The 24,925-nt window shown below is 48.0% G+C and carries 19 protein-coding genes and 5 pseudogenes; 9 read left to right on the forward strand and 15 right to left on the reverse strand.

From position 1 onward, the window contains the following. The first annotated feature begins 489 nt into the window (after window positions 1-489). A complete protein-coding gene (locus tag HRE53_RS00005) occupies window positions 490-834 on the forward strand; it encodes a hypothetical protein (RefSeq protein ID WP_235108612.1) in 345 nt (114 codons plus the stop codon). A gap of 464 nt (window positions 835-1,298) precedes the next feature. On the opposite strand, the gene HRE53_RS00010 is transcribed toward HRE53_RS00005, so the two are convergent. From HRE53_RS00010 to HRE53_RS00025, 4 genes are all read right to left on the reverse strand, one after another. Continuing rightward, on the reverse strand, window positions 1,299-1,778 hold the full coding sequence (locus HRE53_RS00010; RefSeq protein ID WP_235108611.1) for a transposase: 480 nt from the start codon (window positions 1,776-1,778) through the stop codon (window positions 1,299-1,301). Window positions 1,779-1,965: 187 nt separating this feature from the next. Next, a complete protein-coding gene (locus HRE53_RS00015) occupies window positions 1,966-2,199 on the reverse strand; it encodes a hypothetical protein (protein WP_235108558.1) in 234 nt (77 codons plus the stop codon). A gap of 14 nt (window positions 2,200-2,213) precedes the next feature. Further along, the gene (locus HRE53_RS00020; protein ID WP_235108014.1) at window positions 2,214-3,161 is read right to left on the reverse strand and encodes a transposase; all 948 of its coding nucleotides are present in this window, start codon (window positions 3,159-3,161) and stop codon (window positions 2,214-2,216) included. 189 nt (window positions 3,162-3,350) lie between these two features. After that, window positions 3,351-3,872 carry a winged helix-turn-helix domain-containing protein gene (locus HRE53_RS00025; protein WP_235108613.1) on the reverse strand — a complete coding sequence of 174 codons (522 nt, stop codon included), beginning with the start codon at window positions 3,870-3,872 and terminating at the stop codon, window positions 3,351-3,353. Window positions 3,873-3,959: 87 nt separating this feature from the next. Between HRE53_RS00025 and HRE53_RS00030 the strand changes: the two genes are divergently transcribed. Continuing rightward, the gene (locus HRE53_RS00030) at window positions 3,960-4,775 is read left to right on the forward strand and encodes a hypothetical protein (protein ID WP_235108614.1); all 816 of its coding nucleotides are present in this window, start codon (window positions 3,960-3,962) and stop codon (window positions 4,773-4,775) included. Window positions 4,776-4,997: 222 nt separating this feature from the next. Here HRE53_RS00030 and HRE53_RS34815 read toward each other — a convergent pair. Continuing rightward, window positions 4,998-5,691, reverse strand: a pseudogene (locus HRE53_RS34815) (NUDIX hydrolase). An 84-nt stretch (window positions 5,692-5,775) separates the two neighbouring features. Between HRE53_RS34815 and HRE53_RS00045 the strand changes: the two are divergent. From HRE53_RS00045 to HRE53_RS00085, 6 genes and pseudogenes are all read left to right on the forward strand, one after another. Next, window positions 5,776-6,627: a protein phosphatase 2C domain-containing protein gene (locus tag HRE53_RS00045; protein ID WP_235108608.1), complete on the forward strand. Its 852-nt coding sequence runs from the start codon at window positions 5,776-5,778 to the stop codon at window positions 6,625-6,627. Continuing rightward, a pseudogene (locus HRE53_RS34820) lies at window positions 6,605-7,416 on the forward strand (ADP-ribosylglycohydrolase family protein). The gene HRE53_RS00045 and the pseudogene HRE53_RS34820 overlap by 23 nt, the downstream one beginning before the upstream one ends. 158 nt (window positions 7,417-7,574) lie before the next feature. Then, window positions 7,575-9,059, forward strand: coding sequence for a hypothetical protein (locus HRE53_RS00060; protein WP_235108619.1), 1,485 nt, complete (start codon window positions 7,575-7,577; stop codon window positions 9,057-9,059). 69 nt (window positions 9,060-9,128) lie between these two features. Continuing rightward, window positions 9,129-9,458 carry a hypothetical protein gene (locus HRE53_RS00065; protein ID WP_235108620.1) on the forward strand — a complete coding sequence of 110 codons (330 nt, stop codon included), beginning with the start codon at window positions 9,129-9,131 and terminating at the stop codon, window positions 9,456-9,458. Between the two features lie 14 nt (window positions 9,459-9,472). Beyond that, window positions 9,473-10,507 (forward strand): annotated as a pseudogene (locus tag HRE53_RS34825) (isochorismatase). A gap of 106 nt (window positions 10,508-10,613) precedes the next feature. Continuing rightward, window positions 10,614-11,392, forward strand: a pseudogene (locus HRE53_RS00085) (hypothetical protein). A 47-nt stretch (window positions 11,393-11,439) separates the two neighbouring features. Here HRE53_RS00085 and HRE53_RS00095 read toward each other — a convergent pair. From HRE53_RS00095 to sppA, 3 genes are all read right to left on the reverse strand, one after another. Then, a complete protein-coding gene (locus tag HRE53_RS00095) occupies window positions 11,440-11,931 on the reverse strand; it encodes a CBS domain-containing protein (RefSeq protein WP_235108626.1) in 492 nt (163 codons plus the stop codon). A 56-nt stretch (window positions 11,932-11,987) separates the two neighbouring features. After that, window positions 11,988-12,398, reverse strand: coding sequence for a chorismate mutase (gene aroH / locus HRE53_RS00100; RefSeq protein ID WP_212661666.1), 411 nt, complete (start codon window positions 12,396-12,398; stop codon window positions 11,988-11,990). 192 nt (window positions 12,399-12,590) lie between these two features. After that, window positions 12,591-13,412, reverse strand: coding sequence for a signal peptide peptidase SppA (gene sppA / locus HRE53_RS00105; protein WP_212661667.1), 822 nt, complete (start codon window positions 13,410-13,412; stop codon window positions 12,591-12,593). Window positions 13,413-13,781: 369 nt separating this feature from the next. Between sppA and HRE53_RS00110 the strand changes: the two genes are divergently transcribed. Beyond that, window positions 13,782-14,849, forward strand: a complete 1,068-nt coding sequence (locus HRE53_RS00110) for a DMT family transporter (protein ID WP_235108627.1) — start codon at window positions 13,782-13,784, stop codon at window positions 14,847-14,849. 14 nt (window positions 14,850-14,863) lie between these two features. On the opposite strand, the pseudogene HRE53_RS00115 reads toward HRE53_RS00110, so the two are convergent. The 7 genes and pseudogenes from HRE53_RS00115 to HRE53_RS00145 form a co-directional block, all read right to left on the reverse strand. Continuing rightward, window positions 14,864-16,115 (reverse strand): annotated as a pseudogene (locus HRE53_RS00115) (uracil-xanthine permease family protein). A gap of 102 nt (window positions 16,116-16,217) precedes the next feature. Beyond that, window positions 16,218-17,318, reverse strand: coding sequence for a hypothetical protein (locus HRE53_RS00120; protein WP_235108629.1), 1,101 nt, complete (start codon window positions 17,316-17,318; stop codon window positions 16,218-16,220). Between the two features lie 145 nt (window positions 17,319-17,463). Beyond that, window positions 17,464-19,704 carry an EAL domain-containing protein gene (locus tag HRE53_RS00125; RefSeq protein WP_235108630.1) on the reverse strand — a complete coding sequence of 747 codons (2,241 nt, stop codon included), beginning with the start codon at window positions 19,702-19,704 and terminating at the stop codon, window positions 17,464-17,466. A gap of 93 nt (window positions 19,705-19,797) precedes the next feature. Then, window positions 19,798-22,122: an ATP-binding protein gene (locus HRE53_RS00130; protein WP_235108631.1), complete on the reverse strand. Its 2,325-nt coding sequence runs from the start codon at window positions 22,120-22,122 to the stop codon at window positions 19,798-19,800. Window positions 22,123-22,134: 12 nt separating this feature from the next. Then, window positions 22,135-22,536 carry a response regulator gene (locus tag HRE53_RS00135; protein WP_212661673.1) on the reverse strand — a complete coding sequence of 134 codons (402 nt, stop codon included), beginning with the start codon at window positions 22,534-22,536 and terminating at the stop codon, window positions 22,135-22,137. A gap of 214 nt (window positions 22,537-22,750) precedes the next feature. Next, window positions 22,751-24,076 (reverse strand): PhoH family protein, encoded by a 1,326-nt coding sequence (locus HRE53_RS00140; protein ID WP_235108632.1) that lies wholly within the window; start codon window positions 24,074-24,076, stop codon window positions 22,751-22,753. Between the two features lie 299 nt (window positions 24,077-24,375). Continuing rightward, window positions 24,376-24,840, reverse strand: a complete 465-nt coding sequence (locus HRE53_RS00145) for a hypothetical protein (protein ID WP_212661675.1) — start codon at window positions 24,838-24,840, stop codon at window positions 24,376-24,378. Window positions 24,841-24,925: the final 85 nt, after the last annotated feature.

Consider the following 24,925-nt stretch of genomic DNA (forward strand, 5'->3'; position numbering starts at 1 on the left):
AATAGCATCTAAAAAACAATCTTCCTAAACTCTCTATGCATATTTGTATGTCAATAAAACCAAATAAATACTTATAGAGCATGCCACCTAAAACTCTTTCTATAAATAACTTACAAGCGTAGAACTCTATATATATATTCTCAATAAGATATACAAAATGGATCTTTACTGAGAAAATCTTATGTTTTAGAAGCAGTTTACCCCCCCCTTTAAAAAATATAAACCAACACAGGATTGCCACAACTTAACACGCCTAAAAAATAAGTCGTGCTCATGAAAATTATTTTAGGTGTGAAAACGTGTATTAGGTGTACAAACAGCAATACTATTCCGGCAATATCGACATGGGAATATTGAGCAGAGCAAGATGTACCATTATTAGCTTCTGGGTTGGCCATTCAATACTCAGATAGATCAGGAAATGGTGTCTGAGCTGGCAAAAGTCTAAAAAGCTTATACTTCAGTGACTATGAGCGTAGCGAATTAGCCATGACTGAAAAACAAGCCCACCAAAATCGTACAGCAATTGTTCATTTTGGCGCAACCACACAAGACTATTTGGACCTGGTGCAAGCACCCCTCACAGCCCAACTTTCTTCAGAACGTCATAAGCCCGATTGCCGTGATACCAGTCGTTATACGCTCCATGCTCTACGAGAACGTCAAGTGGATGGTTGGGACCAGTCGAGACCCTCCCTATCTGCCGAACGCGCTGTCGAGCCGTCTTCACGGTCTTGCCCAGCTTCCCCAAGCAATCGGCATCTTGACGACGATTGCTTGGGGAAGCTCCAGGAGCTAAATCTAGGGATGGGACTGAGCCAGAGAGTTGAGTGACAATTACGTAGACAGAGGTTGTCGATTGCATAGTCTTCTCTAGGAATATCAGGATCTAGTTCAATCCAGAGATCACATCTGCAGAGAGAGGTAGTTAGGTGAGATTATCTCAGCCCCTCTAGCTAAGGGAGGCTCGAAAAAGGTATTGCTGAAGGGAGTTATTGAGCCAAGATACTCCCATGGAAGAGAAAAAAAGGCCATTACTTTCAGAGCTAGCTTGCGTGAACTCTAACTGTGAAAGCTATGGTCAAGCGGGCCTTGAGAATTTAACAGTACGTAAAGTCTACGGACAAGATCGAATACGGTATCTGCGCTGTCATAGCTGTGGAGCAGAGTTCAGTGAACGCAAGAACACTGCCTTTTGGAATACAAAAAGCCCTGAATCTCGAGCAATAGAAGTAGGTCGTCAAATTGCAGAAGGAACGTCTATCAAAGGAACATCACGTCTGATACCAATTTGCGTTTTAAATCGTAATTCTCATATGAGGAAAATTGGTCATAGAAGTCAGCCTATCGGGTAAATCCATGAGTTCTTTGAGTCCCTTGCACAAGGTATCGGATACCGCATCTAAAGAATCAAAAACCTGATTATAGAAGTGCTTTTCTTTCACCTCCTCCCAGATATGCTCTACAGCATTGAGTTGTGGACTGCGAGGAGGCTGAACAATCAAGCGTATATTGTCTGGAATGACGAGCTTCTTTCCGGTATGGTAAGACGCTCCATCGACCTGCATCACCACAAAATAGTCTGAAAAGTCATCCGCCACTTGTGCTAGGAATAAGTTCATCATCTGAGTATTGGAAAAGGGTAAGACTAAAGCACTCATCTTTCCTAACGCAGGAGCAACAGCAACATAGCCATAGAGATATTCACGGACAAGCTGCTGCCCACTTTCGGGTCGAATTCCAGGCGCACACCAAGCTCTTCTTACACGACTTGGCAAACTTCTTTATTTTTTATAGAGGGATAATTAGGTCTAGGCTGGCATTATTACCTCCACAACTTGCTCGACAGATTGGCCTTGTTCAAAGAGTGATTGACAAAACTGTACGAGCGGATGCAAAACCTCACGAGTCAATCCGTAGAGCTTCTGGCCAATGCTTGGCGTTTTACTTGCAAAGCTAAATTTTTCAGATGTTCCCCCCAGCGACAGGCGCATCCTGGAGCAACGACTGCGCCAGACAACTTAAAGCGATGTGGCGTTTGACCGCATCCTCGTTGCGTAGCTGAGCCGATTCCAGGCCACAGATGCCTTTGGTAAACTCATGAAAAACTTCACAGGGCCAGCGATAGCTCCAGGTGATGGCAATGCGCGAGACATCCCAGTGCAGCGCGTCAGTCACTAAAAAAGCGAGGGGTATCATTCAAATCCTCCGTTTCATGAACAATGACAATCCGTTTGCGTCCGATTTTTTTTGAGGCGTACGACTTTGCTAAAGGCCCAAATCTCCTTCACTTCGCCATTGCGTTGATGAATGCGGTAGTGCCGAAACGACTGGCCAGAGGTGCTACGAAGTTGTTGAGCCACTGCGTCAATGCGAGTCCATTGGTTGAACCAAAGCACGGAACGATTACACGCCAGCTCACTCACCCAATGCTTGCCGAATCCTTCAATGACGGTCGTTAAGTCCGCTGCGCATACGCCTGCATCAAAAGCATAATCCGCTGTCGGAAACTGCCCTTCCCCTTCAATTTGCTCAATCATGGCACTCAGCAGTTCCGTTCGCGTTTGATAGGCGTCACGATTATGCTGGTAGGCCACCAACTCACTCAATCGCTCCATCGCCGCTGCGATAGTTTCATACTCGCCTTGACGGGTCATCTTCAGATACTCCAGTTCTGCGGCTTCCCACTGGGCCGCTTGCACGGCGACGCCTATCCCATCTTGTCGCACTCGATTTGCCGCCACTGCGGTCAGAATCGTCTGATAACAGCTCATGCAATTATCAACATAATCGTACTGACGTTTGACCCCAAAAATCTGTTTGCTCCGTTCGTGATGTCCCAGTGTCCAATCTAGGCTAATCACTACACGTGCTCTGGGGGCATAATGCTGTGATACCTGTAGACGGTGGCGCACCATCAATGCCTCCTGCTCCCATGGCGATTCAAACACCCCGGCGTGCATTGCTCGACGACCTGAAAGGGGCTGCTCGGTTGTCGAGACAAACTGACTGTGAATCCCTTGCAATGTTTTGTTCTCACTGAGTAGTAAGCCACTGAGGTATCGGCTCACATGCTCAAATCCGGCTTGTCGAGGAAATAAGTCGCGGTAAGCGCTCATGCCCTGCTTAATCGTGTTGGGGATGCCGACAAAAGGAAGCATTGTTGACGTTGCTCATTACGCTACAAACCTGAAACAAGCATGACGCAACTAACACCATTAGCGACATAAATTGATGGCCTCAATGGGAAACTTTGCCAAGTCGTGTTCTTACTTGTCCTAGACGACCAAAGCGCCCTTCGTCTGCTGCCATGATCACAATGGGACGTTGGTCTTCGGCTGAGCGATCTGCTACAGCGGTTTGGACCAGCCCCCCGAAAGTTTTTTTTTAAAAGCCTCTCGTGCCGCTTTGTTCCCATTGGGATGGGAGGGACGAGGCATGAGTTTGCGCCATCCGTGTCGGTCTAGCAAACGATAGATAGTACTGGGTGCCACTGACGTCTCCACTTTAGTCTCAAAGGCCGTTTGGATCTCTTGAACCGTTGTTAAATGACCTTGTTGAGCACGTTCAATAAACGATTCTAAAAATTCAATCTCTTCCTCAATACTCAGATAAGCACCGGGATTCTTCTTCCGTTTAGCCCTAGGAGCAATTGCTGCTGCTCCTAGGCGATTGTAAGCGGAAATCACCTGATGGACCGTTCGAAGACTAGTTGCAGTATGCGTGGCTATTTCGATAGCTGGGCGAGGATCTACCAGGGCGTTATAAATAATCATCCATTTTTGCTGACAGCGGGCAGTCGGAGCCGTGGCAATTTTGTCTTTCACCTCATCCACTGTTAGATGCGGTTTAACTGTACTAACTCGACTCATATACTTATGGAATGAACATAGGATTAGATCCTATCTAAATTACATCCCAAAACACAAATTGGTCTGACCTACACCCATCCGGATACGGTGAAACGTTTGACCCTCAAGTTTGGTCAGCATGCCCAGAACTTTCATGAGCAGGAAGCTCAGCAACTGGATATCGACATACTAGAGATGGACGAACGTCATGGATACGTCACCAGCAAAAAGCAGCAGTGTTGGGATGCGGCATCCATTGATGCCGCCAGTAAATTCATTGTCCACGTGGCAGTTGGTCCCCGTAACACAGACCTGATAGAAAGGCTGATGCAAGGCAGTCACAGACGACTAGCTCACCCCCCAAGACCTGGTGCTGATGACCGATGGAGAAGCGAGTTATCGCACTCTCTTTCCGGTCATCTTCGGGGTGTCTTACCTCCCCCCCCCCGTCAAAGCACGATGGGTCGACCTCCCAACCCCAAGTATCGGATTCCTCGAACCCTTGCCCACGTCCAAGTCATCAAGCATCGTCAGGGACAAAAGTTAGAAGCCGTAGAGGTGAGCAAAGCTCATGGGAGCTGGCAACGGATCAATCAAGCGCTAGATGAAATAGGGTACAACATTCCCAACACCTCAACTGTGGAGCGTTTCAATGGCACTGCACGACGGATGAATGCTCATCAAGTCAGACGCTCACTTGCTTTCGCTCATCGCAGTAATACTCGTCAGGCCGTTGCTTGGTGGAGTGCTACAGTTTACAACTGGGTGAGAGTGCATCGCAGTTTACGAACTCCTCTAGAAGTAACCGAGGGTAAAAAGCGCTTTCAACAGAGAACTCCTGCCATGGCAGTTGGATTAACTGAACACATTTGGACCGAAGCTCAGATCCTCAGAGCACCGGTTTATATAGCTTCTCAAGAATAGGGGGCTGAGATAATCTCACCTAACTACCCAATTTTGACGGCCTCAGCTTTCTGTTCGACCGTAAAGGTTCGACGGGGTTTTTGTGTCATGTGAACATTCTCCTTGGTTATCGACTCTTCGGGAATGTCCACTTTTTCGAGTAAAGGTCATTTCAAAAATGGGCGAACCGTGAGTACAAGATATATCGACTACTACACAGCTTTTTTTTCAAAGGCTTTAATCTCAAACTTCAAAGTTAAATCCTTGTTGCTTCAATAGCTCATATTTGCTTTGGTCGAACTGATAGAGCCTAGCAGCACGATGGGCAACTCCAATTTGTCGCTCATCCAGAGAGATTAAGAGATCCATTTTTAGAAATTTCTTACGGAAGTTACGTTTATCTAAAGGATGACCCAAAACCGTTTCATAGAGATGCTGGATTTGGGTGAGCGTAAATTTTTGCGGCAGTAATTCAAAACCAATCGGTTCATAACGAACTTTGCCCTGCAAGCGGTGGATAGCCTGTTTCAAGATTTGAGCATGATCGAAGGCTAGGGATGGTAAATTTCCAAGGGAATACCAAGCTGCATCTTCAGCATCAGTAGCGGCCTGTAAGGGATATTCAATTAGGTTGATTAAAGCGTAGTAGGTAACGGAGATGATGCGAATCGCGCGGATCTCGACCCAAATCACCAAAGGTATAGAGCTGCTCTAGAAAGATGCCTTGAACACCCGTTTCTTCCTGTAGTTCCCGGCGAGCCGCTTCTTCTAAAGATTCATCCATCTGCACAAAGCCGCCAGGCAGTGCCCACTGATGCTGGAAGGGAGGAATCTGGCGCTGAATGAGTAAGACTTTGAGATCAATCTGTTCATCTAGGCCAAACACCACGCAGTCAACGGTAAGGCTAGGGCGCGGATAGTCATAGGTATAGGGCATAGGGTAGGGTCAATCTTGACATCGTGTAAAAGTGACACTATGATAGATTCAGTCAAGTTAGTGTTACTTTTACACTATAGAGCAATGCAACAGCATTTTGAAGTCGCGGCTGGATCTATTTTGGGCCAGAAGCATCGACGAGTCAGTCAGAACAATCAGGATGCTTGGGGCATTCTTACACGAGATCAAGCAACCATTGCAGTGGTATGTGATGGGTGCGGAAGTCGACCTAAAAGTGAATTTGGAGCGCAGTTAGGTGCTCAGTTAACGGTGAACACTCTTGCTCAATTAGTGGCAGAGGAACGAACAGAAGATGAGCTGTTTTGGCAGGCATTGAGAAAGCGCCTATTAGAGGAGATGCAGACTTTGCAGGAGCAGTTAGGAGCGGATGCACAAGGGCTGTTGGATTACTTCTTATTCACCCTGATTGGGTGTTTAGTGACCTCAGAAACAACCTGGATTTTTGGTCTAGGGGATGGGGTATTTGCTATCAATGAGCAGTTTCATCAGATTGGTCCATTTGCCAATAATGCCCCGCCCTATTTGGCATACAGCTTGCTATGGGAAGCCGAGAAAGGCCCCGATCCATTTCAACTCCAGATTTATGCTCAACAACCTACTGAGCAGGTGCAGTCTGTGCTGATTGGAAGCGATGGGGTAGGGGACTTAATGAACGTAGCGGAAGAGTATCTCCCTGGAAAGTTGGAACCTGTGGGACCACTGAATCAGTTCTGGCATTGCGATCGCTATTTCCAGAATCCTGATCAGGTGCGACGACGGCTCGATCAAATCAATCGAGAGGTGATACAGCCGGACTGGGATGCTCAGCAGGTACGGAAGATTCCAGGTTTATTACCGGACGACACTACATTAATCAGTATTAGACGGAAAGAGACGGAAGAAGGAGGCAGTGATGCTAGGTGCGATCGCAGGTGACATGATTGGGTCAGTTTTTGAGCCCCATTGGCGACGAATGAAACGGAAAGAGTTTGAATTATTTAGTAAGAAATCGAAATTTACAGACGATACGGTACTTACGATGGTCCCCGACCGGCCTTCGGCCATCGCAGTTGCTGATGCCATTCTCCATCAGAAGGAGTATGTCCATTCCATCAAGGACTATTATCGGCGCTATCCCAAAGCTGGCTATGGCAGAACCTTTCGAGAATGGGGGGCATCAGACAGCTTGGAACCGTATCACAGTTGGGGGAATGGTTCAGCCATGCGGGTCAGTGCTGTTGGATTTGCCTTTGATGATTTAGAGACGGTATTGCGAGAAGCGGAGCGAAGTGCAGCCGTCACCCATGATCACCCAGAAGGGATTAAGGGAGCACAGGCAACTGCGGCAGCCATTTACCTAGGGCGACAGGGGGCAGTCTAAGGCGGAGATTAAAGCCTATATCGAAGCAACCTTTGGCTATGACTTGAGTTTGAGCCTGGAAGAGATTCGACCCCAGTATCAGTTTGATAGCTCCTGTCAGGGGGTCGGTACCCCAGGCGATCACGGCATTTCTAGAATCTACAGATTTTGAAGATGCGATTCGCAATGCCGTATCGCTTGGAGGTGATAGTGATACCCAAGCCTGTATTGCAGGTGGTATTGCTCAAGGGTTTTATGGTGGGGTACCAGAAAGGATTGCCCAGGAGACTTGGAAACGGCTCGATGCAGACTTACAGCAGGTGGCCACGACGTTTATACAGACTTTTGAGATCAAACAAGTTTAAAGCAATACGGTATTGCAATACGGATTTATTTTAGGTGCGCTAGCAAAAGAAAGCTCAATCTCTTTTCTGTGAAGAGGTTTTAGGGCAATACCGTATTTTACAAGATCGTATCGTCACTTGGTATTGCGATACGAAGCTCATGCTACTTCTAAATTTCTATGGACGTTTATATCAATCAAAAACGAGTTCGCCTACGCCCTAAGCAAGCCATTGGGAAGGGGGGAGAAGCGGATGTGTATCGCCTCAATCGAACCACGGCGGTGAAGCTCTTTAAGCCTCCCAGTCATCCTGATTTTGTGGGCATGGCTGAGGCTCAGCAGGGTGCACGGGAGCGGTTGGCGCTGCATCAGCAAAAGCTGCGGCAGTTTCCCCAGTCGTTACCTGAGCGGGTGATTGCCCCACAGGGATTGGTGATGAATCAAGGCGGACGGCGAATTTTAGGCTATACGATGCCGCTGGTGGCGAATGCGGAGGTGCTGTTACGGTATTGCGATCTCCGAAGGAGGGTCGGGGACCATCGCAGACGGCGGGTCGGAGACCATCGCCAGGTTCGGCAGACGATAGACACACAGGTGGTGGTCAATCTATTTCTGGATCTGCACGAGACAGTGGCCAAGCTGCATGTTGCAGATGTGGTGATTGGGGATTTTAATGACCTAAATATTTTAGTGCAGGGCACCCAGGCATTTCTGATTGATGCCGATTCATTCCAGTTTGGTTCATTTCCCTGTTCGGTGTTTACAGCCCGCTTTGTCGATCCACTACTGTGTGATCCGCAGGGAACACAGCCTATTTTATGTCGACCCTATTCCTGGGAGTCAGATTGGTACGCCTTTACGGTAATGCTGATGCAGGCACTGCTGTTTGTTAATCCTTATGGTGGTGTTTATAGACCGTCTGATCCAGCTCAGAGATTGCCTGCGGCAGCTCGCCCCTTACATCGGATAACGGTGTTTCATCCCCAGGTACGCTATCCGAAGCCGGCTTTACCGTGCGATCGCTTACCGGAAACATTGTTAGATCATTTTCAGCGGGTGTTTGAACAGGATTGGCGGGGAGCATTTCCGCGATCGCTATTGGAAAATTTGCGCTGGCAAACCTGTCCGTCCTGTGGGGTTGAACATGCTCGATCTGCTTGTCCCAGCTGTGTGCAATCTATAGGGGTTGCTCCACCCGTTCAGCAGGGACAGGTTAAGGTCACGACGGTCTTACAAACGAATGGGGTGATCTTGGCGGCTACGTTGACAGCAGGGCATCTGCAGTGGTTGGTCTGGGAGGAGGGGCAGTTTAAGCGGGAAGACGGAGCGGTGATGCTCACGGGCGATCTCAGTCCTGAGTCCGACTGGTATCTACAGGGTCAAACTACTTGGATCGCACAGCAGGGTCAGGTGGTGAGATTATCGGCAGATACGGAGCGGATCTCGGTGGATTGCTATCAAGGTCGGCCCCAGGTTGCGGTGAATAATCGGCATTGTTATTGGTTGAGTCAAGGACAGTTGATGCGGGACCACGCAGTGGTGGGGGGAGGTATTGGCCGGACAAACCCAATTTTGGGTGGGACCTCGGTTTGGACTGGGTTTTTATCGAGCCGGACGGCTGAACGGGGCTTTCGTCTTCGATGTCCAGCGCTCAGGGATAAATGATCGGCTGTCGTTGTCCATGGGAGCGGGGACGATAGTGGCGGCCAACTGCACGTTTAGTCAATCTTTGGGATGGCTCTTCGTGACGATCCAGGACCAAGGGGTACTTCAACAGCAATGTTGGGTAATCGCACCGACGGGTCAGGTGGTGGCTCAGGCCGATGTGGGGGGAATGGACGGCAGGGAGATCGCCCATTTGTCCCCCATTGGGCGGTGGAAGATGCCCTGCTGGTGGCGACGGATGAGGGCATTGCTCGGGTGCAGGTAGATCAAGGGCGATTGATCCTGCAGCGACAATTCCCGGAAACGGAGCCGTTTGTGCAGACGGGCTATCAGGTATTGGCAGCTCCCCAGGGACTCTATACGGTAGGGGCCCAAACCATTCAGTTATTGCAGTTGTAGGAGATTTTAAAATGATGTTCACTCAGTTACCCATTCCTAATTTCTTTGACCCTCAACGGGTGGGGGGAGGTGTGGCGGGTCCCTTACCAGGACAGAGTCCAACAGGCCCGGGACTGGGCAAGCCAACAGGGGGGTACAGCCAGCAGCGAAGGATAAAATGCGGATTTGTCTGATGGCAATTGATGTCCAAAATACGTTTTGTATTCCCGAGTTTGAGCTGTTTGTGGGAGGACCGTCTGGAATGGGGGGCAGTGGAGGATAATCGCCGACTTTGCGAGTTTATCTACCGCAATTTGGGGACGATTACGGAAATTGCACCGACGATGGATACTCATACGGCGATGCAGATCTTCCATGCTGATTTTTTGGCTGAATGATCGCGGCGAGTCTCCCACGCCCCCTGACGATGATTTCTTTGGCAGAGGTGGAACAGGGGGGTCTGGAAGGTGAATCCGGCAATGGCCTATAGTCTGGGCAATTATATGGCTCTGCAGAATTTTGCCCGCCACTATGTCCAACGCCTTTCCCAGAAGGGGAAATATCCCCTGACTATTTGGCCCTATCACTCGATGTTGGGGGGCATTGGCCATGCCCTGGTGGCGGCGGTGGAGGAGGCCTGCTTTTTCCATAATCTAGCTCGCCATAGTCAGACCAATTTTGAAATCAAGGGGGGTAATCCTCTGACAGAAAATTACTCGGTACTCCGACCGGAGGTTCTCGATGATCCGAAGGGACGGCCGATTGCCCAAAAGAATATCCGGTTTATCCAAAAGCTGTTGGATTTTGATGCGGTGATTATTGCTGGGCAGGCCAAGAGTCACTGTGTCGCCTGGACTATCGATGACTTGCTCACGGAAATTCAAGCCCATGACCCGGACTTGGCGAAGAAAATTTACTTGCTGGAAGATTGTTCTTCGCCGGTGGTGGTGCCAGGGGTGGTCGATTTTACGGAGCAGGCCAATGAGGCGTTTCTACGGTTTCAACAAGCGGGTATGCATTTGGTGCGTTCTACGGATGAGATCGCAGGTTGGCCTGGCATCAATCCTTAGACGGATTAAACCATGGCTCGATCAGCGTCTGCTGGGTCTGCTGGCTTTTCTCAATAATGCGTCAATCACTTCCTCTCTATACACCTCACTTTTTAAGGAGAATGTTATGTCTCAAGTTCCGAATCTAAATGCACTATTCCAATCAGCCCAAGCGGATGGGGTACTCTCACAGGCGTCGATGCAGGCCCTCAATATTGTCGATATTGGGGCACAGATCCAGGCTGGCCTGGGAACGCCAGTCGATGATGTGATGGCTAGTGAGGTGGTGCTGGTGACAATCATGCCGGATGATTCGGGTTCGATTCGGTTTGCCGGCCATGGGGCGGTGGTCCGGGCTGGACATAATACGGTGCTGGATACGTTGGCCATGTCCCCACAGAAAGACCATATTCTTGTTCACAACCGCTATCTCAATGGGGCGGTGCTCTATCCCTACTGTTCTGTTGACCAAGCGATGCGGATGGATCAACACAATTATGATCCGAATCTGGGAACGCCGCTCTATGACCAAACTCTGGTGTTACTGGCTACGGTTCTAGCGAAGGCCCAAGCTTTTATCGATAATGGGGTGCCGGTGCGGACGGTATCTCTGATTATTACGGATGGAGCGGATGCCCATTCTCGGCGTTCTGTCCGGGAGGTCAAGATAATGGTCGAGGATATGCTGCGCACGGAAGACCATATTATTGCAGCAATGGGCATCGATGATGGACAGACGGACTTTAAACGGGTGTTTCGAGAGATGGGGTGCGTGAACAATGGATCTTGACGCCGGGCAATTCCCATCATGAGATTCGGAAGGCTTTTCAGCTCTTCTCCCAGGCGGCGCTCACGGCCAGTCAGTCGGCACATAACTTTAATCCCCTGGGCGGATTCACGGCTTAGATATGAGAAATGAAGCGAGAAAATGATCCTGGGGGCAAAGGCCAATATCAATCAGGGGGCGATTCAGAGATTATGGCAGGCTTTAATGCACAAACCAAATCATGACGAGTAATGATGCCTATCAAACATTGATCTTTATCAACCACAGGTAAACGGTTAATCTTCTTAGTCAACATCAAGTTGGCCGCAGACGTCAAAGGCATATCAGGCTGAGTTGTGATCGGCTGGTTTGTCATCACATCTTGAACCAACATCCCAAATGCTTTTTGCATATGCTGATGGAATTGCTTCGGTGACTCAAAATAAATCACGCTTCCAAGCAATGTCATATATAGAGGAGGTTTCATAGGAGATTCTCTAACCAACAAATCACCTTCAGAAATAATGCCAACAACATGATTTACATCATCAACAACTGGCAAACCACTAATTCGGTGGTCTTCTAACAGCTTAATTACCGTCTCTAAAGAATCTGTGGGAGAGATAGCAATAGGATCTGGGGTCATAAAGTCTTTGACCACGGGACGAGAAATAGCCATTAGCTCACCTATTTGATGTGTTAATTGCTCAGTCTGAAGCGATACTATTCTATAAATTAGTGAGTGGGAACTCTAGCTTTAACAAACCCCCAATCAGGACGTAAATGCCTGGCGCCTCTTTGGTAGATGTGATGAATCGGTTGATTCGGATCAGGAGTATTGAAATGAATCAAACAGCGTATACAAAAATCCAAATCACTTTCTACATACATTTGCTGCACATCTAGCAGGGGGACAGTATCCCAGTTGGGACGCTGACGAGCAATTGCTGCAGGGAAAACGGCATCTAAATCCCGAGTAACAGAAAACGTTACGCTAATAATCTCATTCACATCCAGAGAATTTTCTGACTCAATGGCCAACATGAGCTCAGTAACGACTTCCCGTATTGCGGCAACGGAATTCTCAGAAGCAGTCGTTGCCCCACGAATTGCTCGTACTTTCCATGACACAGAATTATCCTCCATAGCTAAATCATGCCTCAGGATTTACGAAAACCTGCGCCATGTTAGCAAACTTGACATCTTCAGGGAATTAGCCCACATCACAGAAAATCTACGGTTCCCCACCTTACCTGTTTATTGAAACATGTAAGGCTCATTAAAGCTAAATTGAATTGCGATATCAATTCAACTCTAACCCTCTGAGGGACACCATATTTAAGGTCGATAGAGCCACAAGGGTAAACCATTCGTTGCTATCTCAAAATTTACCCAATTAAGAACTTGGGGAGGTACAGACAACGAAGATTGCCGGCTACCGGGTAGCAACTTACTCCAAAAAGATTTTTCTTCCTCGATGGTGTTACATTTAGCTTTTTCAGGATCGAGACCTGCCAGTTCAGCAGCCCAACACCGGGCATCTTCTTCCGTTCCCAATCGATCCACTAGGCCTAGTTCAAGGGCTTGTTGTCCCGTGAATACGCGCCCATCAGCAAACTGCTTTACAGCATCCACTTCTAAGTTGCGCCCTTCTGCCACAATCTCCACAAATTGAGAGTAGCTGCTATCAATCAGATCTTGGAGAATTTGCCTCTCCGGCTCGGTTAACTCTCGATCAAAGGCTAAAATATCTTTGTAGGGGCCAGACTTGATGACTTTAAAGGAAACGCCCACCTTGTCTAAAAGGCGTTCCAGGTTATTTCCTCGGAGAATCACCCCAATACTGCCAGTTATAGTGCCTGGGTTAGCCATGATGTATTCAGCCCCCATGCCAATATAAACTCCGCCAGAAGCAGAAATATTGCCAAAGCTCGCAACAATCTTGACCTTTTCCCGCAGTTTAATTAGGGCACTATAAATTTCATGGGAGTCAACGACCGTTCCTCCTGGACTATCGATGCGGAGGAGAAGCACTGGATAGCCTTTCTCTTCAATGGTTTTGAGGGCTTCCAATACATGCTTTCGGGTTGCTCCTGCGATCGCACCTTTTATTTCTAAACGGGCTATTTGTTTGCGGGCACCTTTAAACGGCCAAATCATGGGCAATATTTATCACTGATTGTTTTCAACGCTATTGGGAACAGAAAGTTGAAAATGATCGGTCTATGCGTATCACTCCAGGCCTAGCCGATTGTGAATGCATGCCGTCCATTCAATCGCCATCAAGGTTCCCAAAGCCTGTATTGTAACTTGGTCATCTCTACAATGCTCACATCGGATAACCGCCCAACTAAATTGTGAACACCGAAGTATACATCTTATAATCAAAGCAAAGGTTACAAAAAGTTTAAGTTTCTCAGACTAGATTTACGTAGGTCTGCGGCTTTTGTGGCTTTCTTTCATGCTTGGTGCTTTGAGACCAGCGTAACTAAAGCCTATTTTTCTTTTCGATCCTTGCTACGGATAATTATGCAATTTAGTCTGCCAGACTCCCAACGCTTTCCCAATCGTCTGACCCTGATCGCACCTTTCTTCCTATGGGGAACGGCGATGGTTGCAATGAAGGGAGTTTTAGCCCACACCACTCCCCTTTTTATGGGTGGCTTGCGCATTGCACCCGCAGGGCTGCTGGTCATCGGAGTAGCCCTGCTACTGGGTAAAGCTCAACCCAAGGGATGGCGGGCTTGGCTATGGATATCGCTTTTTGCCCTAGTCGATGTCACCTTATTCCAAGGTTTTCTGGCATTAGGACTATCCCATACCTCTGCTGGGCTTGGATCTGTGATGATCGATTCACAACCCCTCGTGGTGGCCTTGCTGGCACTGATCCTCTACGGGGAGCGAATTGGGCTTTGGGGATGGATAGGATTAGGCATTGGTGTGGGCGGGATTAGCTGTATTGGGTTGCCGGACGAATGGATTTTGCAGTTGGGGTCTGGGGAATGGCTGCAACAAGACTGGCAGCAGTTTCTAAGTTGGCAATACCTCAATCAACTCACCCAAAGTGGAGAGTTTCTGATGCTGCTCGCGGCGTTATCCATGGCAGTGGGTACTGTGATGATCCGTCAAGTTTGCCGCTATGCCGACCCCATCAGTGCAACCGGGTGGCATATGGTGATTGGGGGACTTCCCCTGTTTTTAGGATCTGGACTCTGGGAATCTGAGCAATGGGTCCATCTAACCCATACTGATTGGCTATCCATTAGCTATGCTGCTGTTTTTGGCAGTGCGATTGCCTATGGCCTCTTTTTCTACTTTGCGTCCAAAGGCAACTTAACTAGCCTCAGTTCCTTAACATTTTTGACGCCAGTCTTTGCCCTGATCTTTGGCAACCTGTTTTTGTCAGAAGTCCTCAGCCCAGTCCAAACTTTTGGCGTCTGCCTCACTCTCGTCAGTATTTATTTTGTTAACCAAAGAGAGCAGCTACCCACCCTGGGAGAGCTTTTGTCATCTCTAGAACTTCGGGTGTTGGGCACCAAAAAATCTAAGGTTGCTGAGATCACAGTTCGAGTAGATGCCAAAACTACCGCTAAATAACAGGAATTCACCTTCTATTCACCGGGACTAGGATTTGGCAGGGCACTATTCAACAGCACCCCCATCAAGCTGGAAAGCCCAATGCCTTCCAAGGAAAACTGGCCGATTGCTAGGCTCATATTCCCAGCCCCCAGCACTAGAATCACCCCCCACAATAATCATGTTTCGCGACTGCAGCAGGTTACTACCAGACTGCACCAAGCTGTTGATTCCCACTACGACAATGGTGCCGAACAGCACGACCAATACCCCTCCCATCACGGGAGGGGGAATCGTCCTCAACAAAGCGCCTAATTTACCGGAGAAGGACAGCATAACGGCAATGAGGGCCGCCCAAGTCATAATGCCAGGGTTAAAGGCGCGGGTCAGAGCGACTGCACCGGTTACTTCTGAGTAGGTGGTATTGGGAGGGCCCCCCAACATAGCTGCGATGGAGGTGGCTACACCATCCCCCAATAAGGTGCGGTGTAATCCTGGGTCACGCAGTAAAGGGTCGCCGGTGACTGAGCTAATCACGAGAATATCGCCAATATGTTCGATGGCCGGGGCAATGGCAACGGGGATGAAGAATGCGATCGCAGGCCAATGCAGAGTCGGTGAGGTAAAGTGAGGCAACATAAACCAAGGAGCCGCCAAAACCGGGGCGAAATCAACAATTCCCAACAGCAGAGCACCGACATATCCCACACTAATTCCCATCAAAATCGGCACTAATTGAAACGTTCCTCGGGCCAACAGAGCCGCTACAATCGTTGTAAATAATGCCAAAGCAGCCAGGAACTGTGCCGTTCCCACACCATAATTAGAGCCGGCCTCGGACGCCATTTGAATGGCAATGGGTGCCAAAGAAAGGCCAATCACCATGATCACAGGCCCTGTCACGATGGGTGGCAGCACTCTTAAGATCGGGTCTGGCCCCCGCCACAAAACCAACAAGCTCAAAAGCATGTACAACAATCCAGCCGCTGCCAAACCCGACATCGTTGCAGCCAAGCCAAACTGTTGGATGCCAGCTGTAATCGGCGCAATAAAGGCAAAGGAAGAGGCCAAAAAAGCAGGGACCTTCCCTTTGGTAATCAGTTGAAATACCAGGGTTCCTATCCCCGCCGTAAATAAAGCCACATTGGGATCTAAGCCTGCCAGGATGGGGACTAAGACCAACGCCCCAAAGGCAATAAACAGCATTTGTGCACCCAGGAGCATATCCTGGAGACGAAAGGAGTAGGAAGAGGATGAATCAACCGGCTGAGGAAGGCTGGGGTTCATAAACAAACAGTACCGGTTCCGAAATTTCTGTCTTCCCAGTATCAGTCAGCCTTTAAGGGGATCAAGATAGCGCTAGGGTTTTCTTCATACTTGGCTTAAGCTTTAATCCTGGCCCATCTTGGCAATCCCCTGCACCTGATGATGAATAGCTAACCATTGCCGATAGATTTGCTGTAGCTGGCGAGTTTGATAGACCAGCCCTTGTATATCCACCTCAAACAGATCCAGATCATTGGCGAGGGACACATACTGAACCTGCAACGGTATCAATACCGTTTCGATCTGTTCTTCAATCTGGATCTGAGGAAGAGGGGGATTGAGTGTTGATGATTTCACGCTATTGAGGTCGAAACGCAAACTTGCCGTCTGCTCTTGCAGCTGATGGAGAGAAGACTGCAACCTCTGTTGATCCTTTTGAAAAGGGAGCAATCGTTCAGAAAAATCTGTTTGCATGAATGCCAACTGATGGTTCAACGTTGCCATTTGCTCGTGCAGGTTCCTTAAGGGGTCTCCCTGAGAAGCTGCAATATCAGGGGATATCAGTTGTTCCGCAGGGAAAGTGAAAGTCTCTAGCTGATTCTGCAAAGACTGCACCTGCTCCGACCAAGTTTGAACCAGTTCGGCTATTTGAGTCCTATCGATCGAGAGTGGAGCATTTTGGTAATGATGAAGGGTTGCCTTCACTGGCAGCATTGAAGGCAACTCAACCCTTGGGGCGGAAATTTCCTGTAAGTCCTGCATGAGGGAGGTTAGAGACTTTCTGCAATCCTGCCCTTGCTCTTTTAAAATCTCAATCTGTTCCACCCACTCCGGTCGTGTTTGAGCACCATCCTCCTTTTGGGTCTCCAGGCGCTTAAGTTCACCGGATAAGTCAGCAAGGTACTGACGAATTTGAGTTGCCTCAGACTCCCTGCCATCTCGTTGATGCCCAGACACATTAGCCTGAATCGCCTGCAGGTCTTGGTGTAAGAAGACTCGAATCTTATTCAGTCTTAATCCCGCATAGTAGTCAGTGAGTCGATCCATCTGACGCCGATTATGCAAATTGAGAACAACGGCACAACTAAGGGGGGCTGCAGCCAACACCATGTTATGAGTGACAAGGGTCGCAATCCCTCCAGCCATGACCATCAATGCCGAGAAAAACTCTAGGCCCTTCAGTCTGGTACTTTGCGCTTTAGCTCGTTGGGATAGGCCCGTCATGGCTGTTCGTCTTACATGCCTTGGACATCAAAGTTCGGGATTATCGCTATACCTTGCCCCTCTCTCGCTCTTATTCCTATTCTCCCTTTGGGGAAGCCAGACTGGAAAAAGTCTTTATAGGAATTTAATTCTGAACAATAAAAGGCTACGAAGATGGCGCTGAGACGGATAGGTTAGGGTCTATGGGCTGTTGCTGAATTCGCCATTGGGGTCCGGCTTGCAGGTGTTCTTCTAGCTTCTGCTGACACATGGGTGGAGAGAACCAATATCCTTGTCCTCGCTCGCAGCCCAATTTCTTTAAGTGTAGAGCCTCGTCTTCTGTTTCAATGCCTTCGGCAATCACATCCATATTTAAGGTGCGAGCCAGGGAAATGATGGTATTCACAATCTCAGCATCTTTCGGTTCAGAGATCATTCGACTCACAAAGGATTGATCAATCTTGAGGGTATCTAGGGGAAATCGGTAGAGGTAGCTCAGGGACGAATAGCCCGTACCAAAATCATCCAGGCTGATGGTGATGTTGCGATCGCGCAATTGCTGCAAGGTTTTAATATGCTTCTCTTCATGGGACATCAGCATACTTTCTGTAAGTTCGAGCTTTAGATATTGTCCGTCTAACTCTGACTGAGATAAAACCTGATCAACAATTTGGATAAAGTTGGGATCTTGTAGTTGTTCGCTGGATAAATTAACGCTAAATTTCAACTCCGTTGCAGAGGCAAACTTTTGTTGGTAAGCCCGCAGGGTCTGGCAAGCTTCCTGGAGAACCCATTGACCAATCTCCACGATCAACCCCGTTTCTTCTGCCAAGGGGATGAAATCCGATGGCATCACTAACCCCCGCTCAGGATGTTGCCACCTGACTAATACCTCAACATCGCTGAGGTCTCCCGTCGTCAGGTCAATAATCGGTTGATAATACAGCACCAATTCTTGCCGATCGACCGCAGAGCGTAGATCTCGCTCCAGTTTGAGCAGGCTCAGGGTCTGGGCATGCATTTCCGGGCTAAACACCACAAAGCAGCCTTTACCTAAGGATTTAGCGCGATACATGGCAATATCTGCATCCCGCAAGAGTAAAGTTGCATCGTCATACTGCACGGAGTTGTAGGCGATACCGATGCTGGACCCGGTAAAGACACTATGATCTCCCACCTGAAATGGTGTTTTTAAGGTTTCTAGAATACGTTCTGCCACATGAATCGCATCATCAATGCCCTGAATGCCATCCAGGAGAATGGTAAATTCGTCTCCCCCTAAGCGAGCCACAGTATCAGAGGTGCGCAAGCAGTTTTCTAATAGATGTGCGATCGCAACCAGTAATTGGTCACCGACAAGATGTCCCAAACTATCGTTGATAATCTTAAATCGGTCCAGATCGATAAACAGCAATGCAAACTGATAATCGGGAATGCGATGTTGGCGCTTTAAGGACTGAGAGATCCGCTCCATCATCAAATTACGGTTCGGCAACCCCGTTAACTCATCATGAAAGGCATCATGGAGCAATTGAGCCTGAGCCCGTTTTTGCTCCGTAATATCGTAAATAATTCCATCTAGGCGGCTGGGGCGTCCTTGATCATCCGTAATCACATGGCCCCGGTTTTTCAGCCACCTGATTTCTCCATCGGGCCGCAAAATTCGGTATTCAATGTTCAGAGAACCGGCTGCTAGCAATTGATCAAAGAAATGGACCATTTGATGGCGATCTGCAGGATGGATCACATCAAGCCATAAATCAGGACTACTAAGAAATGACGATACAGGATAGCCATGAACCGCTTCTGCCGCCGGATTCAAATACAACAACTGAAACTCTTCAACAGCCGCTGACCACACCACATCATCTAATGAATTGAGGATGCTTTCTAATCGGATTTCGCTCTCCTGCAATTTCTGCTGTACGAGCTGACGTTCATCAATTTCCCCTTTTAATTGAGCATTCATAGCTCGGAGAGTTCTATTCTGCTCAATTAACTGCTCATTTTGCAGATAGCTCTTTAATGCTGCCTTTACCGTTAGTTTTAAGTCAGTTTCATCCCAGGGTTTAGCGATGTAACGATATAAATTAGCAGAATTAACGGCATGAATCACAGCATCTAGATTAGCCTCACCCGTCAACAGAATTTTTCGGGTTTTCGGATATTGAATCTGTAAATAGCTGAGAAGAGAATCCCCCCCCATATCCGGCAAATTTTGGTCACAAATGACCAAGGGAATCGCAATTTGGTCCACCTCTAACTCGGTAAAGAGTTCGAGGGCCTCTCCGCCACTTTCTGCCACCTCAATGTCGTAGGTATCGTCGATGATTCGCTGCAATTGATCTCGAAGACTATTCAGAATCAATCGGTCATCATCAATGCAAATGATCGTGCCTTTGCTCACCGTTGCTCCACCATCGTCGCTGCTGTCACTTTGGGCACATTCCGTTCAAATACAATGAGGATTAACCTAAAAATAAAGCGAATTCTCAACTCATTAGCTCACTTCAAGCGGTAACCAAACCTCAAACCTAGTATGCCCTGGCTGGCTTTGACATTCGACCTTTCCTTGGTGTTTATCAACAATTTTACGGACAATATCCAGCCCTAAACCACTCCCTTCACCCGCAGGTTTTGTCGTGAAAAAGGGATCAAATATCTTAGCTTGCACCTCCTCAGGGATGCCACCTCCTGAATCCGTAATGCTGACCAGAATTCCCTGTTGATCCAGACCAATCGCTAATTCAATCTGTCCTTTGTAATCCATAGCCTGCATGGCATTATGCAGCAAATTCGTCCATACCTGAGCCAGTTCTTCTGGGTAGCAGAGAATGTCTGGCACATCATCAAAGGCTTTGGTCAAATCGATGCCATGTTTAATCTGGTTATGGTACAAGGTCAGCACCGTTTCTACGGTAGCGGGAACAGACGCTTTGACTTTCTCATTACTCAGATCTTGGCGAGCATAGCTCTTCAAGGCAAACACAATTTTGGCTGCCCGTCCCACGGCCAAGCGGATATTTTGAGTGTTGTTATGAATGACCGTCAAATCATAGGCAACATTCATAACCTCGGTATTGTTCGGCAGCTCTAGAATGGGCATAAACGGTGACAGATCAGCAGACACCCCCATCTTACTGAGGGTGCTGGCCAGGTCAGCAGCAGGCTCTAAGCTTTTCTCTACCAGGATTTTCTTCAAGCTTCGTTTGAGCTTACGCTCCTCGCGAGAGGTCAACAACTCCTGTTGCTGGGCCACCGCCAGTAACTCAAAAAACGCGTCGGTTTGTTCTGGCTGTAATTGATCCAGAATTTGGGGGAGCCGCTGCATTGACTTCTCTAGGGAAGAGGCAATATTTTCGCCAGCCGCTTGAATGGCTCCCAAGGGCGTATTGATTTCATGGGCCACCCCTGCTGTCAGTTGGCCTAAAGCCACCATTTTTTCAGATTGAACCAACTCCTGGGTTCGCTGTTGAACTTCCTGTTCCAGAGACCGATTATATTCTGCTAACTGTTGCTCACTCTTTTTCAGGGCTTCGACCACCACGTTTCGCTCTTCCAAAGAGAGGCGTAGATCATGGACCATTTGATTAAATGATCGAGCTAACTCACCCAACTCGTCAGAGCGGTTGAGGGCAACATTTTGCTGTAAGTCTCCTGAAGAAATCGCGGTGGCAGCTTCGTTAATTTTTAAGATCGGGCTGGTCACCCATCGGGCGGTCGCAACCCCAATTAGGATCGCAAACAGCAGAGCAGCAACCGATAGACCAACAGTTGAGCGGTTATTAGCATAGATTTGTTCCATGAAGTCTGCTTCTGGAACCACAACCACACTGAGCCAATCTAAGCCATGCTGATCCTTAAGGGGATTAACTTGAAGGAAATAACGCTGACCCTCAATATCGATCGCCAGCTGTTGGCGCACTGAAATCTCCTGCAGGGTCCCAAACCGTTTCAATAATTTCTCAGTGGTTGCCCTAACGACAGGATCTTGGCTTTCTAGGGCAGGTAAACGCTGAGGTCCTTTCTCGGACGGAGTAAAGGGCTGTTCGGAAGTGGACGTCGCCACCAATAATCCTGAGCGCTCCAGAATAAAACTTTTGCCGGATTTACCAATTTTGAGGGTTCGCAGAAAATCGCTAAACTGAGCAATCGATAGGTCCGTTGCTAAGACCCCTTGAAAGGTTCCAGACTGATCGTAATAGGGTTGTCCTAGGGTAATTGCTAAGGTCGGTGGATTCACCCAAGCATAAATATCGGTCCAAGTCGGCTTATCTTTTTTCTCGGGAATTAGGTACCAAGGGCGTTTTTGAGGCGAAAAGTTAGGGGATGTTTCTAATTTTGTCCCCCGTTGCCCATTTTGTTTGATGGAGTAAGTTTGTAAGTCTCCAGAATACTCCGTTACTTGATAGGTAAAACTGCCATCATCATTCGCAGCCAGCCCCACAAATTCACCTTGAGGCGTTCCAAACTGAATGTAGCTAATCCGATCAAACACCTGGATCTGCCGCCAAAAATGACGTTCCATGCTGTTTAGGGTATTGGCTTTGAGCTGCCCTAAATCTAAAGCATGCTGATTGAGTTGGTTGACGGCATGGGGAGCAGCCAAATAGGTTTGGGTTCGCTCAGCAATATGGACTTCCACTTCATCGGTTAGTTGCTGAGCTAGGGATTCAATCGATCGTTGACCATTCTGAAATGATAAATAGCCCACCAAGCCAACAGCACCGCAAACCTGCAATACAAAGGGCACCACCAGGACCGTTCTGAGCTTCTGGCGACGAGCAAGTTTTCCTGGAAAGGATCGCAAAGTTTGGATAAACATCAACCCCTATCTCTATTCTTGAAATGCCGACAAGCCGGTTTTTATCACATCCATTAAATCTTCTTCATTCCAAGGCTTTGAAACATAAGCATGGAGTTTCATATTCTGATGAATTCGATCGACAGCAGATTGGTCTGCTTGCCCGGACAACAACACCGTCACAATTTCTGGAAATTTTTGATTTAACTCGATCAGGAATTCATCCCCCTTGGTTCCGGGCATTAACCAATCTGAAATAATGATCAGAATTTCAACATCATCTTCTTTCAGTTCATCAATGACTTCCCAGGCTTCTTCAACACTCTCAGCGATTTCACAGGTATGCTGATCACCAAAATATTTACTAATTTGGTCACGCAGGCTTCTTAGCACTACAGATTCATCATCAACACAAATAATTGCTGAATTTGCCATTTCTATTTTTATTAAGCCTCTAGACAATTACCTCAATAATCCTTATTCATAAACAGAGCAATAGATTATTGTCCTTTGAAAATTATTTATTCTAAACAGTTCAAAAGAGCCAGTATAGGAAGCTGGGCATTGTGATCCCACAAACAACAGGACCATACCCAGTTTGCCCAGTTATTCTTCTGACTTGAAACTTTAGGAACAGGAGTTTACTTTTCTACAGTAAAGCGGCCGCCCGTTCAGCTAAATCAGACCGCTCACCTTGATACAAAGTAATATGGCCCGCTATGGACTCAGACTTAAATCGCTCCACTACGTAAGTCAACCCATTACTGGCCGCATCTACATAGGGATTATCGATTTGCTCAGGGTCCCCAGTGAGCACCACTTTGGTATCTTCCCCGGCCCGAGTCAAAATCGTCTTGACTTCATGGGGGGTTAGGTTTTGAGCTTCATCCACAATCAAAAATTGTTTGGGAATGGTCCGTCCACGGATATAGGTAAGGGGTTCAATTTGGAGTAGCCCTTGGTCCATTAACTCCTCATGGCCCCGTCGCCAATGTTGAGGTTGCCCTGCCGCTTCTTGAGTCCCAAAAATCAGATCAAAATTGTCATAGAGGGGTTGCATCCAAGGGGTTAGTTTTTCGTCAATATCTCCAGGTAAATATCCCAAATCTCGTCCCATGGGCACGACGGGACGGGCAATTAACAGACGGCTATAGTTCTTCTCATCCGCTACTTTATGTAACCCTGCTGCGATCGCAATCAGCGTTTTTCCCGTTCCTGCTTTCCCCACCAAAGTCACTAAGGAAATATCGTCTCGCATCAACAATTCAAAGGCGAATTTTTGTTCGCGATTCCGCGCTCGAATTCTAGAAATGCCGTTATGGGGAAATTTGGGCAGGGGAATCACTTCCCCCGTTTGATCCCCCGCTAGGGCCAAGGCCGTGTGGGAAGGCTTTAGACTATCCACTAAAGTGACCGCCTGATTAGGCCATGTTTTTTCGGGTAGAGACGTCTGTCCTGCTTGAAATAGCTGACTGATCGTGTCGCTCCCCACCATGACTTCAGTCATGCCGGTATAAAGCCCTTCAAAATCAACCTTATCCGTGGAATAGTCCTCTGCAGCTAGTCCTAAGACATCGGCTTTGATGCGGAGATTGGTATCTTTACTCACCAAGGCCACGGGACATTGGCACTGATTTTTCAGTTCCAGGGCCACGGCCAGGATCGCGTTATCGGCTTGGTCCCCTTCTAATTCAGGTGGAAGTTCTTTGAGGGTGATGCGATCGCACAAGGCCACCCGTATCGTTCCTCCCTTCGGCAGGTCAATCCCATTTGTGAGTTGGCCCTGAGCCCTTAAATCATCTAAGGTTCGCGATACCTGACGAGCATTCCGCCCCGTTTCTTGGGGTTGCTTTTTGAACCGATCAAGTTCTTCGATAATCGTAATCGGCAAGACTACGTCGTTGTCCTCAAAGCGAAAGATGGCATTCGGATCATGCAGCAGTACATTCGTATCGAGGACAAACGCTTTTTTCATAGGAGAGATAATAACCTAGCAAGAAAATGGGCAGCCGAAAGTTGATACTTCATTACAGCACATTGATCTAAAACCTAGCGTCCCGATTGAAGCCATACCGCTGCAGATTTTATAGCGTACACACAAAATTTCTCCATAAAAAAGTAGCAGAAAGCCCACCTTTATATAAGGTGGGCTTTACAGGACTCATTTCTCTTCAACCAAAAGAATCGGCAGACATTGGAAGCTTCTATTGCAAGGGAAATTACCAAAGATAGCCTGTCACCCAGCAATATCTCTTTCTATGTCCCGCACAACGCTTACGACTTGATAGCACGGAGTTTGCGAGATAGCACAGCCGCCGATCCCATGCCACCAGAGAGAACAATCGCCACCAGGGGAATTTGAGGCGACTGGTGCTGAGGGACTTCGCTAATCTCATTCAGATTGATACCCTTGGGGGTCACCGGAACCGTCAAAATATCTTGATGCCCCGACTCGCCAATGCTGACTTCCCATTCTCCCGGCATTCTTTCGCTGGTATCAAAGGTAAACTGACCCTTTTCATCCGTCTCGGTCTCCATCACTGGCTCAGTCAGATTGTCAGGGGAGTAAATTTTGACCTTGGCCTTCTTATGGGGCTCACCCGTACTAAATACCGCCGTAAACTGAACCTTATTCGCTTCTTCTAATACATAGTTCGTCTGCAGGGCATGGGCCATAGCGCGAACAGGAACTCCCAGTACAGCCAACAGCAGGAGCGGCATTAATACTTTAGATTTCATCTGCATTATTCCTAAGGTTTCGTTTTCAACTAAGGTGTCAGGACCAAACACTTTGAGATTGGCTCTATCCTACCGATTAATTCCC

The organism is Acaryochloris sp. 'Moss Beach' (genome assembly GCF_021497025.1).
GTDB classification, from domain to species: domain Bacteria; phylum Cyanobacteriota; class Cyanobacteriia; order Thermosynechococcales; family Thermosynechococcaceae; genus Acaryochloris; species Acaryochloris marina_A.

Coding starts and splice junctions, on each gene's coding strand:
- HRE53_RS00005 (WP_235108612.1), top strand. CDS start 490: ATGACTGAAAAACAAGCCCACCAAAATCGTACAGCAATTGTTCATTTT.
- HRE53_RS00060 (WP_235108619.1), top strand. CDS start 7,575: ATGGACGTTTATATCAATCAAAAACGAGTTCGCCTACGCCCTAAGCAA.
- HRE53_RS00015 (WP_235108558.1), bottom strand. CDS start 2,199: ATGATACCCCTCGCTTTTTTAGTGACTGACGCGCTGCACTGGGATGTC.
- HRE53_RS00025 (WP_235108613.1), bottom strand. CDS start 3,872: ATGAGTCGAGTTAGTACAGTTAAACCGCATCTAACAGTGGATGAGGTG.
- HRE53_RS00120 (WP_235108629.1), bottom strand. CDS start 17,318: ATGACGGGCCTATCCCAACGAGCTAAAGCGCAAAGTACCAGACTGAAG.
- HRE53_RS00095 (WP_235108626.1), bottom strand. CDS start 11,931: ATGGCTATTTCTCGTCCCGTGGTCAAAGACTTTATGACCCCAGATCCT.
- aroH (WP_212661666.1), bottom strand. CDS start 12,398: ATGGAGGATAATTCTGTGTCATGGAAAGTACGAGCAATTCGTGGGGCA.
- HRE53_RS00045 (WP_235108608.1), top strand. CDS start 5,776: ATGCAACAGCATTTTGAAGTCGCGGCTGGATCTATTTTGGGCCAGAAG.
- HRE53_RS00135 (WP_212661673.1), bottom strand. CDS start 22,536: ATGGCAAATTCAGCAATTATTTGTGTTGATGATGAATCTGTAGTGCTA.
- HRE53_RS00065 (WP_235108620.1), top strand. CDS start 9,129: ATGGCTCTTCGTGACGATCCAGGACCAAGGGGTACTTCAACAGCAATG.
- HRE53_RS00140 (WP_235108632.1), bottom strand. CDS start 24,076: ATGAAAAAAGCGTTTGTCCTCGATACGAATGTACTGCTGCATGATCCG.
- HRE53_RS00130 (WP_235108631.1), bottom strand. CDS start 22,122: ATGTTTATCCAAACTTTGCGATCCTTTCCAGGAAAACTTGCTCGTCGC.
- sppA (WP_212661667.1), bottom strand. CDS start 13,412: ATGATTTGGCCGTTTAAAGGTGCCCGCAAACAAATAGCCCGTTTAGAA.
- HRE53_RS00145 (WP_212661675.1), bottom strand. CDS start 24,840: ATGAAATCTAAAGTATTAATGCCGCTCCTGCTGTTGGCTGTACTGGGA.
- HRE53_RS00020 (WP_235108014.1), bottom strand. CDS start 3,161: ATGCTTCCTTTTGTCGGCATCCCCAACACGATTAAGCAGGGCATGAGC.
- HRE53_RS00110 (WP_235108627.1), top strand. CDS start 13,782: ATGCAATTTAGTCTGCCAGACTCCCAACGCTTTCCCAATCGTCTGACC.